Annotated in this window: 16 protein-coding genes; 14 read left to right on the plus strand and 2 right to left on the minus strand. The window is 50.0% G+C overall.

The features are described from left to right. Window positions 1-12 precede the first annotated feature (12 nt). The 3 genes from AC50YL_RS34120 (at window position 13) to AC50YL_RS34130 (ending at window position 2481) form a co-directional block, all read left to right on the plus strand. A complete protein-coding gene (locus AC50YL_RS34120; protein WP_494837832.1) occupies window positions 13-840 on the plus strand; it encodes a phosphoenolpyruvate hydrolase family protein in 828 nt (275 codons plus the stop codon). Between the two features lie 42 nt (window positions 841-882). After that, window positions 883-1308 carry a TSUP family transporter gene (locus tag AC50YL_RS34125; RefSeq protein ID WP_494837833.1) on the plus strand — a complete coding sequence of 142 codons (426 nt, stop codon included), beginning with the start codon at window positions 883-885 and terminating at the stop codon, window positions 1306-1308. Window positions 1309-1491: 183 nt separating this feature from the next. Then, window positions 1492-2481, plus strand: a complete 990-nt coding sequence (locus AC50YL_RS34130) for a helveticin J family class III bacteriocin (RefSeq protein ID WP_494837834.1) — start codon at window positions 1492-1494, stop codon at window positions 2479-2481. 235 nt (window positions 2482-2716) lie between these two features. On the opposite strand, the gene AC50YL_RS34135 is transcribed toward AC50YL_RS34130, so the two are convergent. Next, complete coding sequence (locus tag AC50YL_RS34135) at window positions 2717-2962, minus strand: alpha/beta hydrolase (RefSeq protein WP_494837835.1); 246 nt, start codon at window positions 2960-2962, stop codon at window positions 2717-2719. Between the two features lie 42 nt (window positions 2963-3004). On the opposite strand from AC50YL_RS34135, the gene AC50YL_RS34140 reads away from it, so the two are divergent. Next, complete coding sequence (locus AC50YL_RS34140; RefSeq protein WP_494837848.1) at window positions 3005-3946, plus strand: helix-turn-helix transcriptional regulator; 942 nt, start codon at window positions 3005-3007, stop codon at window positions 3944-3946. 695 nt (window positions 3947-4641) lie between these two features. Here AC50YL_RS34140 and AC50YL_RS34145 read toward each other — a convergent pair. After that, complete coding sequence (locus AC50YL_RS34145; RefSeq protein WP_494837836.1) at window positions 4642-5562, minus strand: helix-turn-helix domain-containing protein; 921 nt, start codon at window positions 5560-5562, stop codon at window positions 4642-4644. A 366-nt stretch (window positions 5563-5928) separates the two neighbouring features. Here AC50YL_RS34145 and AC50YL_RS34150 point away from each other — a divergent pair, with 366 nt between their 5' ends. The 10 genes from AC50YL_RS34150 to AC50YL_RS34195 all read left to right on the plus strand — a co-directional run. Further along, on the plus strand, window positions 5929-6615 hold the full coding sequence (locus tag AC50YL_RS34150; RefSeq protein WP_494837837.1) for a GntR family transcriptional regulator: 687 nt from the start codon (window positions 5929-5931) through the stop codon (window positions 6613-6615). Between the two features lie 19 nt (window positions 6616-6634). Next, window positions 6635-7795, plus strand: a complete 1161-nt coding sequence (locus AC50YL_RS34155) for a Gfo/Idh/MocA family protein (RefSeq protein ID WP_494837838.1) — start codon at window positions 6635-6637, stop codon at window positions 7793-7795. Between the two features lie 22 nt (window positions 7796-7817). Further along, complete coding sequence (locus tag AC50YL_RS34160; RefSeq protein WP_494837839.1) at window positions 7818-8909, plus strand: Gfo/Idh/MocA family protein; 1092 nt, start codon at window positions 7818-7820, stop codon at window positions 8907-8909. Between the two features lie 71 nt (window positions 8910-8980). Beyond that, a complete protein-coding gene (gene uxuA, locus AC50YL_RS34165; protein ID WP_494837840.1) occupies window positions 8981-10081 on the plus strand; it encodes a mannonate dehydratase in 1101 nt (366 codons plus the stop codon). Continuing rightward, on the plus strand, window positions 10057-10905 hold the full coding sequence (locus tag AC50YL_RS34170) for an SDR family oxidoreductase (protein ID WP_494837841.1): 849 nt from the start codon (window positions 10057-10059) through the stop codon (window positions 10903-10905). Before uxuA ends, AC50YL_RS34170 begins: the two co-directional genes overlap by 25 nt. Before the next feature lie 94 nt (window positions 10906-10999). Further along, window positions 11000-11959, plus strand: coding sequence for an ABC transporter permease (locus AC50YL_RS34175; protein ID WP_494837849.1), 960 nt, complete (start codon window positions 11000-11002; stop codon window positions 11957-11959). Window positions 11960-11972: 13 nt separating this feature from the next. Continuing rightward, entirely contained in the window at window positions 11973-12833 is an 861-nt protein-coding gene (locus tag AC50YL_RS34180; RefSeq protein WP_494837842.1) for a carbohydrate ABC transporter permease, read from the plus strand. Between the two features lie 92 nt (window positions 12834-12925). Next, window positions 12926-14527, plus strand: coding sequence for an extracellular solute-binding protein (locus AC50YL_RS34185; RefSeq protein WP_494837843.1), 1602 nt, complete (start codon window positions 12926-12928; stop codon window positions 14525-14527). A 644-nt stretch (window positions 14528-15171) separates the two neighbouring features. Next, window positions 15172-15939: a nucleotidyltransferase domain-containing protein gene (locus tag AC50YL_RS34190; protein WP_161747348.1), complete on the plus strand. Its 768-nt coding sequence runs from the start codon at window positions 15172-15174 to the stop codon at window positions 15937-15939. A gap of 1568 nt (window positions 15940-17507) precedes the next feature. Beyond that, on the plus strand, window positions 17508-17719 hold a 212-nt coding region (locus AC50YL_RS34195; protein ID WP_494837844.1), incomplete at its 3' end, for a hypothetical protein.

Here is a 17719-nt window from a genome sequence, read left to right on the forward strand (position 1 = left end):
GAGAGCATAACCATGGCGATATCCAGAACAGAAGCGCTCTCCCGGCTGAGGGCACAGGTGGAAACCGGTGCGACGCTCGTCGGAGCCGGAGCGGGCACGGGCCTCTCCGCCAAGTGCGCGGAAACGGGCGGCGTCGATCTGATCATTATTTACAATTCCGGACGTTACCGGATGGCGGGACGGGGTTCGCTTGCCGGCCTGATGCCTTACGGCGACGCCAATAAAATCGTGGTTGAAATGGCGGCGGAGGTGCTGCCGATTGTCAAGGACACACCCGTTCTAGCTGGCGTGTGCGGGACGGACCCGTTCCGGCTCATGGACGTCTATCTGAAGCAGCTCAAGGAAATAGGCTTCACCGGCGTGCAAAATTTTCCCACCGTCGGCCTCTGCGACGGGGTGTTTCGGCAGAATCTCGAGGAGACGGGCATGGGGTACGATCTCGAGGTAGAGATGATCCGCACGGCGCACGAGCTGGATTTGCTCACGACCCCTTATGTTTTCAATGAGGACGAGGCGCGGAAAATGGCAGCCGCAGGCGCGGACGTGCTCGTCGCCCATGTCGGACTGACGACCAAGGGCAGCATCGGCGCTTCCACGGCGCTCACGCTTGACGAATCCGTGGACGTAGTCCAGCGGATCTGCGATGCGGGCAAAGCCGTCAATCCTGACATTATCGTCATCTGTCATGGCGGACCGATCTCCGAACCGGAGGATGCGGCTTACGTGCTGAGTCGCACCACAGGCGTTGCTGGCTTCTTCGGTGCCTCAAGCGTGGAGCGGCTTCCGACGGAGATCGCGATTACCGAGCAGGTCCGCAAATTCAAGCAGATCGGTTCTTGAGGACGATGAACGGGCTGACGATACTGCAAATGCTGATTGTGCATGCTGCTCGTCCTGATCGCCTTCCAGCTGCTGAAGGATCTTGCCGGTGCCGCCTTCGACCGTTTTGTTCCCCAGAACAGGGGATTCACCACCTCGATGGGCGTATTGGCCGGATTCGCGACGATGGTCGGCAACGTATCGGGCGTTGTCATGTCGATCTATCTCTTCGGCAAGAAGCTGCCCAAGGAGGTCATCGCGGGAACCGGGGCTTGGTTTTACCTGGCGGTCAATCTGATCAAGGTGCCGTTCTTCGTCCAGCTCGGCATGATTTCGACGCGCTCGTTGGCGATCAACGCATGGACCGTTCCGGTCATCGCGCTCGGCACGCTCGCGGGGGCGAAAGTCATCCCGCGCCTGCCTCAAACCGTCTTTCAGAACGTTATTCTGATGATCGGCGCAGTCGGTGCGCTGCTGCTGGTGTTGTAGCAAACTTCCATTCCATCTGAACCTTCGGTCATCCGCGAATGCGGCACCGAAGGTTTTTTGCTGAGAAGCGTTTAAAGAAGATTAACAATTTATGGTACCTACAGACTATTCAAAGCGTCATCCTGCTGTTTAATAATCAGTTAGTATGCATTAACGATGAAAGAATTCAATGGAGGTATCCGTATGTTTCGAGTTCAAGCGTTGAGATTTGTTAAAGGGCAATTAAAACTACTCGCTTCCGCCAGTCTCGCAATCCTTATTTTCGGCATGACCGTGCTGCCCGTCTTTGCGGCGACCCCCGGGAAAACGCTCAACGCTTCGGCAACGCTCGCCTACAATCTCAAAGGACTTCATCACAACCTGGCCGTTCAGAAAGCTTATATCGCATCCACGTATGTATACGTTACTCAGCGGACCGGGGGAACGGTCTACCTGTCAAGACTGCTCATAAACGGAACCAACGCGACATACGTCGATGAAATGACCATTACCAATTCGGGCCATGGCCAAACGTTGGATATGTACACCTACAAGGGGATCAACTACTTGTATTTCAGTTCAAAAGCGGATCCTGCGACCACGTATGATTGGTCGCTCCAGGTCGCAAGACTGCAATACTCGGCTGGCACGACTTATGATTACACGGATCTTCATCGGTTCACCTATATGAATTACGCCAATGAGACCGGTACGAGTTTAGGCGAGACCCTTCGCGTCGATGGCGGCGGCAACAGCGATTATACGATTTTCCGCGTGCAAACTGCCGCAGGAAACGTAACGTGGTCCGTCTATGACACGGTAGCCTTGAACCAGCTGCTTGACAACAATGAACAGGTAAGAATGGACAGCGCGGCGGCGGTAAGTGCCAACGTCAGCAGCATTACCCAGACGGATGGCTACATCGTCAGACCGAACGGATCCTTCCAGGGCTTCGATATGCTTGGCAGTACGGAGATCTATACATCAGGCGGCGCGGAAGGCGAAACTCCGCAGATTGCGATGATGTCTAACACGGGCGCGTACAAAACCCTGGTGAAGATAACCAATGTGGGCACGCATGAGATCGAAGGCGTCCAAACCAAAGACGGCAATGTGTATTTCAATATCGTTACCGACACCGAAAATAAAAAAGATACGCAGAAAATTTACTATGTTCCTGACAGCCTGTTTTAATTAAGTCGCCGAGCACGCATTTTCTACGGTGTCTTCTGATAGCTGCTAAAATGGGAGGTACCACCCAACCATCTTCGAAAGGTCGGAGCTCGTGCGTGGAACAAAGGAGTAAACCAATGAACTTCGACCTGATAAGAGAACGAAAGAGAACAAGCAAGTTAATAAGGAGAGCCATCTGAAAATGATGGCTCTCCTTTTATACGTATTCGTTAGGATTGTTTTAGCGAGCAAATGTTCATCTGAGATGCTGTGTGATGAAGAGCGCAGCACGGTCCAGAGCTTGATCGGCTTCATCGAGAATACCAGCGAACGCATGAAAAACATGCGGGACATCGGCGGTAACGTCAAGGATTACATCCACGCCTGCTGCCCGTGCACGGTCGGCTAACTGCGTGGAGTCGTCAAGGAGTAGCTCATTAGTTCCGACCTGTAGCAGGAGCGGTGGGAATCCGGTAAGATCGGCGAACCTGGCGGGGCTCACTGTTCTCCTTTTTTAATCGCTTTCTGCCGTAATTTCGCGATGATGGCAGTAAATCGGAAGCGGAAATTCACCGTCAAAGCGCTTGCTGAAGAATTTGGTGTGTCTACCCGAACCATGCTACGCGATTTGCAGGAGTTGAGCGGAATGGGAGTACCTTTATACTCACAAGTTGGGGCAGGAGGTGGATACCAGGTTCTTACAGAGCGAAGCCTTCCGCCGATTTCATTTACGGAAAATGAGGCATTCTCCATATTCTTTGCTTCCCATGCTCTTCGACACTTCAGTTCGCTGCCCTTCGAGGCATCTGCAAAATCAGCACTTCGAAAATTTTACAGGTACTTATCGGATGATGTGAAAAGCCAGATAGATGAGATGCGACACCGAATTGACTTCTTTACGCATACGCGCCCGGAACGAGCTGGATACCTGGAGATATTACTCGAAGCGTCTATTAGAAAGATGCCCGTAACAATCCATTATAAAACTCGGAAGCATGAGACCAGTGAAAGAACAATTCAACCCATCGGTATATATGCCCATGAGGGATATTGGTTTTGCCCAGCGTACTGCTATCTGCGACAAGCCTTCCGATTATACCGGGTAGATCGAATAGGGTCTGCCGTTTTGGCGGATGCCGAAGCGTTATTGCCTCCAGTGGATGTTTCAGAGGTGGATTTAACGAACTGGGGCCTTCATTTCTACAGCAAACTAAAAAGCGTAGATGTCAAAGTAAAACTAACGGCAAAAGGGATTGAGTTATTCCGAGACAAGAGCTGGATTTTCCCTTGGGGAGAAGTACGTCGTTCTAATAACGGGACAGGCGTACTAGAGATGGGTATCTTCCCCTCAGAAATAATATTCTTTGCCGAATATTTCTTTTCGTTCGGCGCTGAAGCAGTCGTGCTCCAACCGGAAGAATTAAGAGAAGCTGTCAAAAGGAAGTTGGTCCGTGCTCTCGAAGAGTATAATGCCCTAAATCCCTAATCTCCCGATTTCGATTTTAGGCGGGTCGGAATTCTATCGGGAGTTAGATGCAGAAAACGAGCTTATCCTTAAGTCGTCGTAGGTCCAACCGAGGATTAGTGATAATCAGACTGACGAGATGCAGGCAAGCAACTTGCAGATCCGCGCTTCTAAAATTTTACAGGTGCTTATCGGATGATGTGAAAAGCCAGATAGACGAGATGCGACACCGGGTCTTCAATCGAGATTCGTCTATGCCGAAGCTGTCCGCGTGTTCCTGATTCACGGCTAACATGCCGAACTTCAAATTGCTTCCGTAGAAAGAGGCAAGAAGAAAGCTGCGAGCTTATGGGCGCGCAGCTTTTTGATATTAATTAAAGAGAGTCAAACTCGAAATTGGTGTCAGTTCGCTATCCAGAATGACCGTATTTCCATCAAGGTTAGCGTATTGAAGCGTAGTTAGCACACTGGTGCCGAAAAGGAATGAATAGCTGCAACAAACGGCTCAAGCAAGCTCACTTCACCAATGAGTGGGTCTTCACGATTCGCAGGGTTCGTTAATAACGGCATCACGACGAACTTGTCCGTGCATCTGTTCGTCGTCAGCTATGAATTGTCGCTATGGCTCAAGCTGAAGAATTGGTACGCGTTGATCTGGATCATCGGCCCAGCGGGCGTACACGGCCAACCGCCGCTCGGTAGCCCGGAGACGGGGGTTAATCACCGCCTCCCGCTGGATTCGATTGGGCGCTTACGCTCGCGCCGCTTCTGCATTCGCTTGGGGTCATGGCGGTCCAGCGCTTGAATTGGCGGCTGAAGTGGGCGCTTGTTTTATACCCGAGTATCATGGCGATATGATCGATGGACAGGTCCGTCTGAAGCAACAGGCGATTGGCCTCGCTTAACAAAATTTCCGACATATATTGGCGGGGAGCCTTCCCGTATACCTGTTGAAAGATCCGATTCACCTGGGAAGTACTCAATTTTAAGGCGTCGGCTATATCTTGGACGTGTTTTCTCCCGCTGTCTTCCATTTGGCCATGAAGCAGGCTGCTGCGGATCGAAGCCTCGATATTTTCGGCGATGTGGCCGGCCAATAATTCCTTTTTCGTCAACACGACGTTATCGGTGTGGGACAGCTGTTCCACCAACGTTCCCAATAGCTCGAACACGGCCGCGTACACCTTCATGTTTTTGGCGACGGTAAGCGTCCGTAACCTGTTCTCGGACGCCAGCGTGCATAAGTCCGTCAGGAAGGGAGCCAACTCTTTGACAAGGGGAGAGGATACTTCGTAGCAGGCGGTATGGTGGCGCTCCAGCTCCTTGGAGAAAGCGGGATCGGATACGCTGAAATGCACGCAAAAATAAGTGAAACCATCGGCGCCGGCCGACTTGCACGAATGGATGATTCCTGGACGGATGATAAGAAGATCACCCTTTTTTTGAACGTGAACCCGGCCCTCGACGATCATCGTCATGTCCCCATCTATCATCCAATGAAGCTCGTACATCGGATGTTCGTGAGAGGGATAGGTCCACCCGGAACCCACTTTGCGAATATGCAGGCCCATCAGATGAAGAGACATTCGAACGTCGGGCAGCCGTCCGATTTCAACCTCGGCGATCATTACAGACATCGTATACGTCCTCCTCGTTCTCCGAATGATTCCATTTCCATTATACAGCGCTTTCAATTGCAGGGAATGCGAGAAATGGGTAAATCTGTATCGCGATTAGCGCATCGTCACTCCGCCGAAGTGGTGGTATGTTAGTATTATCACCGGCTAAAGCGAGCAAGGCATCGATCCGCGAGACGTCAACCATATAGGGCGGCCGGAGAACGAAGCCATGCAAGGAGGGCGGCCGATTAAGCTTCATCAAGCGATCCGGCTCATTCCGCTCAAACTGGTATACTAGGGCAACTAGTCATCCTAATATTTCTGTAAGCGCTTCATGCAAGCGTTTGAATAATGGATGGCGGCTCGCCTGGCAGGAGGAATCTCATGGGCATTCAGATTGACGTTTCAAGAGACAAGAGAGGACTCATTCGGGATTTCGTTTACGCGACCTTGAAGAAGAACATCATGGAGCTGCGACTCGAGCCGGGGCAGTTTATCTCGGAAAAAGAACTGGTCGAAATGCTCCAAGTGAGCAGGACGCCGATTCGCGAGGCATTAGTGAAACTCACGCAGGAGGAATTAATCGAAACCACTCCTCAGAAGGGCTCCGTCATTTCGTTGATCGATTTGCAGCACGCGGAAGAATCCCGGTTCGTCAGAAAAACGTTGGAATCTGCCGTTGTACGGGAAGCCTGCGAGCGGCTCGGCAAGGAACAAGTGTTTCATCTGCAACATCTCGTCTCGCTGCAAGAACTGTGCGAGTCCGAACAGAATTACGGGCGTCTGTTCGAACTCGACGAAGAGTTTCACAAATCGATTATGATCGGCTGCGGTCGAGCCCGCACGTGGGGACTTATTCAACAAATGGCAACGCATGACAACCGCATTCGGATTTTACGGCTTGCTTCCGATTCCGACTGGAAAATCATCCTTGCCCAGCATCATGGAATTGTTCGCGCTATCCAGGAGAAGGATCCCGACCAAGCAGAAATTAAGCTAAGGGATCATTTAGAGCTGGTCGTGACCGAGAAAGAAAATTTGAAACAGAAGCACGCCAAATATTTCAAATAAGCCGAAGGAGTGAAAGACGATGATCAAAGTCGCCGTTATCGGTACGGGCGGCATCGCCAATTCGCATTTGGAGTCGTATGCGTCCGCGTTCCAGGGAAGATGCCAAGTCGTTGCGTTATGCGACATCTACGGAGATAAGGCCGTCCAAAGCAAAGAGAAATTCCAGCTCGACTGCAGGGTCGAACAAGACTACCGCGAACTGTTGGACAGCGATATCGATCTGGTGTCGATCTGCACCCCTCCGTATACGCATGCTCAAATCGCCATCGACTTTTTGCGAGCCGGCAAGCATGTGTTGGTAGAGAAGCCGATGTCTTCTTCCATGGAAGAATGCGACCGCATGCTGGAAGCGGCTTCGGAGTCGGAGCGCATTTTGTCCGTCATCGGTCAAAACCGGTTCAGGGATCCGATCATGAAGCTGAAACGTACGCTCGACACCGGAAAGTTAGGCAAAATCGTACATGCACAGGTTGATTCCCACTGGTGGAGAGGACACAGCTATTACGATCTGTGGTGGAGAGGCACTTGGGAGAAGGAAGGCGGCGGTTGTACGCTGAACCACGCCGTTCATCATATCGACATGCTGCAGTGGATGATGGGGATGCCGGACAAAGTCCATGCGGTGATGAGCAATACGTCGCATGATAACGCGGAAGTCGAGGACATCTCCATCGCCATTCTTTCTTACGGCAACGGAAGCCTGGCGCAAATTACGAGCTCCGTCGTGCATCACGGAGAGGAACAACAACTCATATTCCAAGGGGAAAAGGCCAGAATATCCGCACCTTGGAAAGTGCATGCGTCCACCTCCAAGGAAAACGGATTTCCGATTCGGAACGCTGCGCTCGAGGAAGAGCTTGAGCACGCGTATAACAGCATGGCGGACCTTCCGTACACCGGGCACGCCGGACAAATCGACGACGTGATGAAGGCGATCGAAAGCGGATCGCTGAGCGTGCTCATTGACGGCACCGAAGGGCGCAAAACGCTTGAGCTGATCACGGCCATCTATGAATCGGCGGCTACGGGCAAGAGCGTGAGCTTGCCTTTAACGAAGGACAGCCTGTTCTATTCGAGGGACGGCTTGCTCGCGAACGCGCCGCATTTTTATGAGAAGACCTCGTCGGTCGTATCCTTCTCGAAGAACGACATTACGCTGGGCAGCGAGTATAAGAAATAACACGAAGCGGGAGATGAATGCGATGCAAACGCAAGACGGCATGAACTACGCCCCGAAAGGAAAGCCGGCCCCGGTTTGTGATGAAGGCGCGTTTCCGTTTGCGGCGATCGGGCTCGATCACGGGCATATTTTTGGCATGTGCAACGGGCTTATCGAAGCAGGCGCACAACTGAAATGGGTGTACGACCCCGACCCGGACAAGGTAAACAAATTCGTGCAAACCTATCCCGGAGTCACGGCGGCAAGATCCGAACAGGAGGTGCTGCAGGATCCGAATGTGAAATTGGTTGCCGGCGCGGCCATCACGTCGGAACGCTGTGCTCTGGGCATGCGCATCATGTCGCACGGCAAGGACTACTTTACGGATAAAGCGCCGTTTACGACGCTCGCGCAGCTGGAACAAGCCCGTCAAAAAGCCGCGGAGACCGGCTTGAAATATGCGGTTTATTACAGCGAACGCGTGCACGCGGAAAGCGCGGTCTATGCCGGACAATTAATCGAGCAGGGCGCGATCGGGCGCGTGCTGCAGGTGAGCGGGTACGGTCCGCACCGGATCAACGTGCCGTCCAGACCGGATTGGTTTTTTAACCGCGAGCAATTCGGCGGCATTTTGTGCGATATCGGCAGCCATCAATGCGAGCAATTTTTGTTTTACACGGGCTCCAAGGACGCTAGAGTGGCGAACAGTCAGGTGGCGAATTACAATCACGGGCAATTTCCGACGTTCGAGGATTTCGGCGACTGCAACTTGGTGGGCGACAACGGTTCCACAGGATACTTCCGCGTCGATTGGTTCACGCCGAACGGCCTCAGTACATGGGGAGACGGCCGTACGATTATTCTGGGCACCGACGGATATATCGAATTGCGCAAGTACGTGGATATAGCCAGATCGAAGAGCGGCGGGCACGTGTACCTCGTTAATCATGAGGGCGAGTACTATTTCGACGTCAAAGGGAAGATCGGTTACCCGTACTTCGGGGAGCTGATACTGGACTGCCTGAACCGCACGGAGATCGCGATGACGCAGGAGCACGCCTTCAAAGCGGCCGAGCTTTGCTTGATGGCGCAGCGGGATGCCGTGTGGCTGGAAGGCGCAAGCCGCGGGATATAACAATAGATCCGTACGCTGGGTTGCCTCGGTACACGCTCATGGAACAGCGACTTTTTTTGGAGGAATCGGCGATGAGAATGGTATTCAGATGGTTTGGCGAAGGCAATGATACGGTAACGCTCGGCCAAATCAGACAAATTCCCGGCGTGGAAGGCATTGTCTGGGCGCTTCACGACATCCCTGCGGGGGAAGCGTGGCCGCTCGAAAGCATGCTGGCGATCAAGAAGCAGGCCGACGAATACGGCTTTCATATCGAGGTTGTCGAGAGCGTTAACATACATGAGGATATCAAGCTGGGCCTGCCGACCAGGGACAACTATATCGACAACTATAAAATAACGATCGAGAGGCTGGCCAAGATCGGCGTGAAGGTGATTTGCTATAACTTCATGCCGGTATTCGATTGGATCCGCACGAATCTGAATGAGCCCATGGCGGACAACTCGACGGCACTTTTTTATGAAAAGGCTAAGATCGACAGCATGAATAATCCCGAGGAGCTGGTCCGCGTCATCAACGAGAATCCGGACTTCACGATGCCGGGCTGGGAGCCGGAGCGAATGAAGCATCTGCCCGCGTTGTTCGAGGCGTACGAGAACGTGACGGAAGAGGGTTTATGGAACAACCTCCAATACTTTTTGGAGCAGATCCTTCCGGTATGCGAGACCCATGACATCAAAATGGCGATTCATCCGGACGATCCGCCGTGGTCTCTGTTCGGGCTGCCGAGAATCCTGACGAACCGGGACAGTATCCGCAGGCTGCTGAAATTGGTGGATAGCCCTTATAACGGCGTCACGTTATGCAGCGGTTCGCTAGGCGTCAACCCGAAGAACCATGTAGCGGACATGGTGAGGGAATTCTCAGACCGCATTCCGTTCGCCCACATCCGCAACGTGAGGCTCTACGACAACGGCGATTTCATTGAAACCTCTCACCGGTCCCAGGATGGTACGCTCGATATGTGCGATATTGTCGCGGCGTATCATGAGAAGGGCTTTACGGGCTATGCCAGGCCGGACCACGGAAGACAGATCTGGGACGAGCAGTGCCGTCCTGGATACGGGTTGTATGACCGGGCTCTCGGCATTATGTATTTGTGGGGAATATGGGACTCGCTCGAAAGAACTAAACGGAGGGCGTCGGCATGCATGCAATCAACGTCAATTTAAAGGGGAAAGTCGCGGTTATTACGGGAGGAAGCGGCGTTCTATGCTCCGCGATGGCGCTGGAGCTTGGCCGGCACGGCGTGAAGGTGGCCATACTTAACCGCACGGCGGAAAAAGGAGAACAGGTTGCGGCACGCATCAGGGAAGCCGGCGGAGAAGCGATCGCCGTTGCCTGCAACGTGCTGGACGCGGATAGCATAAGCGCGGCGGAAGACACGGTGACGCGCCGGCTGGGCGTGTGCGACATCCTCATCAACGGAGCGGGAGGCAACCACCCGATGGGGAGCACGACGAACGAAACGTTGAAGCCGGAGGATCTGGGAAACCAAGCGATCACGACATTCTTCGATTTGACCCAGGAGGGCTTCAGCTACGTGCTCAACTTGAACTTCCTCGGAACGCTCATCCCTGCGCAGATTTTCGCCAAAAAGATGATCAATCGCCAAGGTGCGGTCATCATCAATATTTCTTCGATGAGCGCGCCAAGCCCGATGACGAAGGTGCCGGCGTACAGCGCGGCGAAGGCGGCGATTGATAATTTCACGCAATGGCTGGCCGTTCATATGGCGGATACGGGTATCCGGGTCAACGCGATCGCCCCGGGCTTCTTCTTAACGGAGCAGAATAGAGGGCTTCTTCTGAACGAAGACGGCTCGTTAACCGCTCGGTCTCATAAGATCATCACCCATACACCCATGAGAAGATTCGGAAAGCCCGAAGACCTCCTGGGCGCGTTATTATGGCTTGCGGACGCTAACATGTCCGGTTTTGTAACCGGTATCACGGTGCCGGTAGACGGCGGGTTCATGGCCTACTCGGGCGTATAGCGGGGATACGTCTCTCCGATTGGGAGAATGGCGGGCTTAGGCCCGGTGCAGGTTTGCGAGAACCGTAAAATGGAGGTTGTAGTGGATGGAGGCAATGAATAGCCGTGTTGCTCCGGATAATAAGGTAAGCGTCGGAAGGCCGCCGCAAAAAAAGAAAGGCTTGTTTTACTATATTAGAAAAGATATCCTGCTTTACCTCATGCTGCTTATCCCTGTTGCCTACATCGTGACGTTTAAATATGCCCCCATGTACGGCATCCAGATTGCTTTTAAGGATTACAACATTTTTCAGGGCGTCAGCAAGAGCCCGTGGAATAATTTCGAAACCTTCAAGCAAATTTTTTCATCGCCGCAATTCTATCAAGTCGTTCGCAATACGCTGATGCTGAACGGGTTGGATTTGATAGTGGGATTCCCGGCGCCGATCCTGTTGGCTATTTTACTGAATGAACTCGTATGGAAGAAATTCAAAAAGGTAAGCCAGACCATCCTGTATCTGCCGCATTTCCTGTCCTGGGTCATTATCGGCGGAATCGTTGCGCAGCTGCTTTCGCCCACGGGGATGATAAATGCCTTGATCAGCCATACGGGCGGGGAGCCGTTCCCTTTTCTCACGAACAAATACGCATGGGTTGCAACGTATGCGTTGGTTGGCGTATGGCAGAACGCGGGCTGGGGAACGATTTTGTATCTTGCCGCCATGACGGGAATCGACAAGCAGTTGTATGAAGCTGCCGACGCGGACGGCGCGGGAAGATTAAGGAGGATATGGCATATCACGCTGCCGGGGATCAGACCGACCATCGTGATCCTGCTGATCCTGCAGGTCGGCAATATTATGGCGGTTAACTTCGACCGGCCGTTTAACATTCAAAACAACCTTGTCATGGATTTCGGCGACGTTATCAGCACCTATGCTTATCGTATCGGCATTCAATCCGCGAACTTTTCGGTCGGTGCGGTCGTCGGCCTGTTCCAGTCGGTTATTTGCTTAATCTTCCTGGTCACCACTAATTTTCTTACCCGCAAATTAGGCGAAAACGGCATATGGTGAGGAGGTACTGACGATGTCGCATCTTTCGAAAAATAGAATCGTGGATTATACGGCAGCATTCGCTATTTTATTGACGGTCATTGTATGCCTGGTTCCTTTTCTCTATATTGTTTCGCAATCGCTTAGCTCCAATCGGGCGATTATCTCCCAGGCCGTAACCGTCTATCCGATCGACTTTAATATCGAAGCCTATAAAGTCGTATTCGGGGATGACGGGATGTTGTACTCCTTGTTCTATACGGTGTTCCTGACGGTCGCGTTCGTGCTCCTGGCGTTGACCGTTACGATTTTGGCGGCATACCCGCTGACGAAAAAAAGGCTCAAGGGCAGAAATGCTTTATTGTTATTGATGCTGTTTACCATGTATTTTAGCGGCGGGTTGATTCCGGATTATCTGAACGTCAAGAGCCTGAGCCTGCTGGACACGCCATGGGCCCTGATTCTTCCGGGTATGATGAGCGTCTACTATATGATCATCTTGAAATCGTTCTTCCAGAACTTGCCCGATAGCCTGGAGGAAGCCGCGCACTTGGACGGTTGCAGCGAACTGCAGATCCTGCTTAAGATCGTGCTGCCTCTGTCCAAGCCGGCGCTTGCCACGGTCAGCTTGCTATACGCCGTATTCCGCTGGAATTATTTTCAGGATGCGCTATTCTACATCACGGACCAGCAGCTCTATACGATCCAGCTGAAGTTGTATAACGTGATCAATATTTCGCAGCAGATGTCCGGCGAGAACGTCAACGTAAACCTGCCTTCGGAGGCCTTGAAAGCGGCAAGCATCATGTTCGGTACGATTCCGATTCTTCTCGTGTACCCGTGGCTCCAGAAATACTTTGTATCCGGGATCATGATCGGTGCCGTGAAAGGTTGATATAGGTGAGCGAAATGGATCATTTCATCGATTTCGCGAATTTATATACATTTAGATGCTAACAATCCATTTTAGAAAAAGGAGCGATTTCTTTGAAGGTACGGGCACGAAAATCGATCTGCTTTTCTTTGGTAGCGCTAACAATCGCGTCTGCATTGACCGCCTGCCAGAGCAATACGTCAAGCGGCACCCAAAATGGCACGGCGGACGCGACAACCGAACATCGGACGTTAACGGTCGAAGTATTCGACAGAGGCAAACCCGGACAGCCGGACTTAAATAACAACTTCTGGACAACGTACATCAACGATAATTTCGGCAAGCAGTTTAATGCCACGGTCAAGTTCGTTTCGGTTCCCAGGGCACAGGAAGTAGACAAATTGAACGTCTTGATGGCGGCAGGCCAGGCACCCGACATCTCCTACACCTACAATCAGGGCGTTGTTTATAATTATGTGCAGCAGGGCGGGTTGGCAGAGCTGGATTCAGTCCTCCAGGAGCATGGATCGACGCTTACGACGTATCTTGGCGACGATGTCTTGAAGTACGGCCAATTCAACGGCAAGCAGTATGCCGTACCGGGCAAGCGAACGGTTCTCGCGGGTTCGAATACGTTTATCCGCAAAGACTGGCTCGATAAATTGGGTCTTCCTACTCCTACTACGCCGGAGGAGTTCTACGATACCATGGCTGCCTTCAAGGAGAAAAACCCCGGCAACGTGACCGGAGTGATTCCTTACGGTTATTCCCTGCAACCCTCAAATCCCGGGCTGAGCTATACACCGGAAGCCTTTAAACCAGCTAACCTTACCGAGGAACAGTTTGCCACGCTTCAGCCGAAAGCGATCTGGGAGGCGAACTGGAGTATGCCAGGGTTTGATAAAGCCGTTCAATACATGAACAAAATGTATCATGCAGGCTTGATCAGCCCGAATTTCGCGACGGACAAGGATGGAAAACTGCTGGACGGGGATATTTCCAACGGCAAAGTCGGAGCGTTCCAAACGAACTGGGATGGTCCGTACAGAACTGCTCCCGGTACCTATGCCAACCTCGTCAAGAACGTTCCCGGTGCTGAGCTTATTCCGATCGATCCGTGGCAGAACGATGCGGGCAAGCATCCGAAGAACGGGTACAGCCCAAATGGCTTGTACGTCATTATCCCTAAAACCAGCAAGAATATTGACCTTGCCATACAGTACCTGAACTGGATGGCTGACCCTAAGGTAACCCTCTTCCTCCAGAACGGCGAGGAAGGCGTCGACTACAACATGGTGGACGGTGTTCCCAAACAGACAGGAACGACGAATTCCGGCGATAAGATGATGACGGTGGCCAACAACCTCGACTATGATATCCTTTCGAACGGGATCGAACTCGGGGATCCGAAAAAGAATGAAGCCGCAATCTCCGCAGGCTATCCCGGTTACGAGAAGGATGTAGAGAATGCGTTGAAGGTGGGCTTGGTCGACTATTATACGAACTATTTCTATTCCATACCGAATGCGGCCGATGCCAAAAACAACGCGGCGCTTAAGAGTCTGTCGGCACAAATGCTAGCCAAACTGATCGTTGCGAAACCAGCTGAAGTAGACAGCCTGTATAAAGCATTGGTTCAGCAGTACATGGATCAAGGCGGCAAGGCGGTCGAAGACGAGTATATCAAGAATTACAAAGCACAGAATAATAAATAACCTAACATTTGCAATACGGACCTGATAGAGGCTTAGACGGATTCTATACGCGAGTATTCCAATAGCCGCGGTGAGCGGCTATTTTTTTGCGTACCGGGTTTGTTCGCGTCCGACCGCTGTCGGGTGACAAGAACATTGTCCGAATGAAGTCCGCCAAAAACGCGGGCTTTTTTAGTTATCGGCTCAAGTTCTTGTCAATTGGCAATGACAAGAACTTGAGCAGATTCCCGATTTGTGACAAGAACATGGACCGATTTCCGACGACACCTTTTAAGTGAGATTTATTAAGCTAACGGGCAGATTAGTTGAATAATCTGCATATTTATGGGAAGGATAGTTCATCGAAAAATGGAGCAGTTTGCCGGTGGCAGCAGCTCCATTTTTCATTAAGCTAAATGGCAGGATACTTCCAATATGTGCTTGAATCTATCTAGAGACGTTTTTAAATATTTGCTGAAATAGTATTAAAAAAATAAATAATGATGAGGTGTATATCACATGCAAGCCTTTTGATGGTGTGGGACATGGGAAACAATTACGTGCTAAGACATGGGATTTTGGGTTAATTGGATATTGAGCTAATTTACGAAGGTTACAAAAAAAGACGTTAGCCGATAGAAGTTCTTAATTTAGGAGGAGACTATATGATTTTAGAAAAAGTTATAACTAGAATTGAAATACAAAATGAATATAAGGATTTTGTTGATAAGTATACAGATAATTTACTTACCGAATTTAAAGGAAAGATTCATAGCATCTATATGTGTGGCTCGATTCCAAAAGGAACTGCTAAACCTTTTAAGTCAGATGCAGACTTTACAATTGTATGTGCAAATCCCCAAGATATTGATTACGAAAGATTGTCAAATATTAAAGACAGGATGTTGGAAGAATATCCACTAGTAACTAAGATTGATACGATAATTTGCTCGATGGACGATGTATTAAGTAATCCAAATGATTGGGGTTTTTGGATTAAAATAATATGTGTTTGCATATATGGTGATGACGTTGGTGTAAAAGTACCACCGATAGTGATTTCTCCAGAGTTCATTATAGACTTAAATAGAGAGACCAAGAAGGAAGTAGATCGTGTACATAGTTCACTTTCTAATGTTAGTGATAGCACACTGAAAACTAGATATATTAAAGGTTACTCAAAGAGATTAATTCGTGCATTATACTCATTGGTATTAGAAGATACAGGTGTATGGCAAGATGACATTATTATGATGAAGAATGCCATATTAAATTATTGTGAGATTGACTCCACTTTAGTTGATTATCTGTATGCTTGTTACTTGGATAGTGATGTACCTGTTGAAGAGTTTCTGGGAATTGCAGATGAAGTATATAGCTATTTTGAGAACGCCTTAAATGCAATGGCTGTTTCCAGAACTTCCTTCGACTAACACCATATTGACGCTCTGACTATCGAGCTAACGGGGAACGATAGTTGAATGGATAGACAACGGCAGCCGGCCTCATGATCGGCTGCTGTTTTACATTGAAGTAACGGCGGGATAAAGTCAGAATTCAAGATCGCCGTCTTATTATTAATAAGACGGGAAAGGGGGGAAGGCTTTTTGTTAGTGTACCATTGGTTTGAGGACGGGACCATAAAAAGTTTTCCTTTAGGCAAACTATATGTCGATGACGACTTCAGCCTTATTACACTAGCACTTTTTGAACAACGGGAAGATAACCAATCTGGGGACTGGAGTGGTAGGGATGGTCTAATGCTGACGGCCCCTGCAAATAACCGAACGGAAGCGGTACGTTTAGCCAATAAACTAATGATGCACTTCTTAAAAGGACTTCAGCCGCTGAACTAACGAAGACGATGTGGGAGCTGCAATCGTATGGCGCTTTTGTTTTATTGAAGTAACGGACATTTTATCTTATTTAAGTATAGACATATATATAAAATACTATGTAAGTGCTAGACGCCGCCACTGCCCGGTGACAAGAACATAACCCCATAAACGGCTGCGTATATCGCAGCTTTTTTAGTTTATGACATCAAGTTCTTTTCATGAGCCAATGACAAGAACTTGATTCAACGGATATGATCATCAGTCATGGCGACCTGGACCCTAAGAATGTTTTGTGGAATGATAAACCAGTCCTGATTGATTAGGAATTTGCAGGATATAGAAATGTTAAACAAGACTTAATTGAAACGGCTATTTACTGGTCTGAAAATGAGTCGGGCGAGATTGCCCAAGACAAGTTCTTATCTTTCATTGATGGCTATAAAGGAACAACACAAAACCGTATCCATGCAAACTGGAGAATGATACTGGCAAGTGGATTTTTAGGGAAGTTGGACTGGCTAGAATATTGTCTAAAGCGGTCTTTATGGATTGATTGCACGGATCAAGATGAACGGAAAGCCGCGACCGAACAGGTTGCTGGAACCATACTAACTATTAAGCGTTATGCAGAGAAAATTTAATAAAATTGAAGGATGGCTGAATGAGATCTAAATTACTTGAGCGATTACGCTAACTGGGAACGATAGTTCAATTAGAGAGAAACTTGATTCGAAGGCACAGTCCAAGAGGCTGTACTTTTCTTATGTCCAGAAGTTGATACCTACAAATGGTTCTAATAGCTAAATGTTAAAATGATGTTCCATAAAAAGCCTCCTCGTTGATAGGGGGCATTTGTATTGCCTATCCACTAGGCCCATACTAAAATGAGCGTAACCGAATAAGGGTATACGTATGCCCGGTATGTATTGAACGATAGGACGCCTTCGCCGCCAAGCAGAAGGGCGTCTTTTTCCGTATTACATCGAATACTGGAAGGACAAGTATAATAGACCCTCAGATCGGCTGTATGCCGTTTCCAAAGAGCCCGGTGGTAGAAATGTATCAATTCAAAATCGCTCGCCTCTCCTTGGCATGAAACTTTTTCATTGCCGGGAACGTCAGAGGATTAGAATTGGGCGTATCTATGAAGGAGAGTCAAATGGATGATTAATAGGAACATGCATAAATGGGTTGTCGGCGCTGCAATTGGATTGTCACTCATGCTGCCTGCAAGCGCACTTGCAGACGAGGCCGGGGGCATGACGATAGAGTCAACGGCGACGTCAACGGCGTCAGGCAAACTTTTTGCCGATGCGGTTCAAATCGATTCAGGGGATCGAAGCGTGTATGCAGTCAAAAGCGACGGCAGCTTATG

It is taken from the genome of Paenibacillus sp. J22P277 (genome assembly GCF_059383675.1).

Excerpts from the sequence above, each read along its gene's own strand:
- AC50YL_RS34145 (WP_494837836.1), bottom strand. The coding sequence starts at position 5,562 with ATGTCTGTAATGATCGCCGAGGTTGAAATCGGACGGCTGCCCGACGTT.
- AC50YL_RS34140 (WP_494837848.1), top strand. The coding sequence starts at position 3,005 with ATGGCAGTAAATCGGAAGCGGAAATTCACCGTCAAAGCGCTTGCTGAA.
- AC50YL_RS34170 (WP_494837841.1), top strand. The coding sequence starts at position 10,057 with ATGCATGCAATCAACGTCAATTTAAAGGGGAAAGTCGCGGTTATTACG.
- AC50YL_RS34180 (WP_494837842.1), top strand. The coding sequence starts at position 11,973 with ATGTCGCATCTTTCGAAAAATAGAATCGTGGATTATACGGCAGCATTC.
- uxuA (WP_494837840.1), top strand. The coding sequence starts at position 8,981 with ATGAGAATGGTATTCAGATGGTTTGGCGAAGGCAATGATACGGTAACG.
- AC50YL_RS34130 (WP_494837834.1), top strand. The coding sequence starts at position 1,492 with ATGTTTCGAGTTCAAGCGTTGAGATTTGTTAAAGGGCAATTAAAACTA.
- AC50YL_RS34175 (WP_494837849.1), top strand. The coding sequence starts at position 11,000 with ATGAATAGCCGTGTTGCTCCGGATAATAAGGTAAGCGTCGGAAGGCCG.
- AC50YL_RS34120 (WP_494837832.1), top strand. The coding sequence starts at position 13 with ATGGCGATATCCAGAACAGAAGCGCTCTCCCGGCTGAGGGCACAGGTG.
- AC50YL_RS34160 (WP_494837839.1), top strand. The coding sequence starts at position 7,818 with ATGCAAACGCAAGACGGCATGAACTACGCCCCGAAAGGAAAGCCGGCC.
- AC50YL_RS34155 (WP_494837838.1), top strand. The coding sequence starts at position 6,635 with ATGATCAAAGTCGCCGTTATCGGTACGGGCGGCATCGCCAATTCGCAT.
- AC50YL_RS34190 (WP_161747348.1), top strand. The coding sequence starts at position 15,172 with ATGATTTTAGAAAAAGTTATAACTAGAATTGAAATACAAAATGAATAT.
- AC50YL_RS34125 (WP_494837833.1), top strand. The coding sequence starts at position 883 with ATGCTGCTCGTCCTGATCGCCTTCCAGCTGCTGAAGGATCTTGCCGGT.
- AC50YL_RS34150 (WP_494837837.1), top strand. The coding sequence starts at position 5,929 with ATGGGCATTCAGATTGACGTTTCAAGAGACAAGAGAGGACTCATTCGG.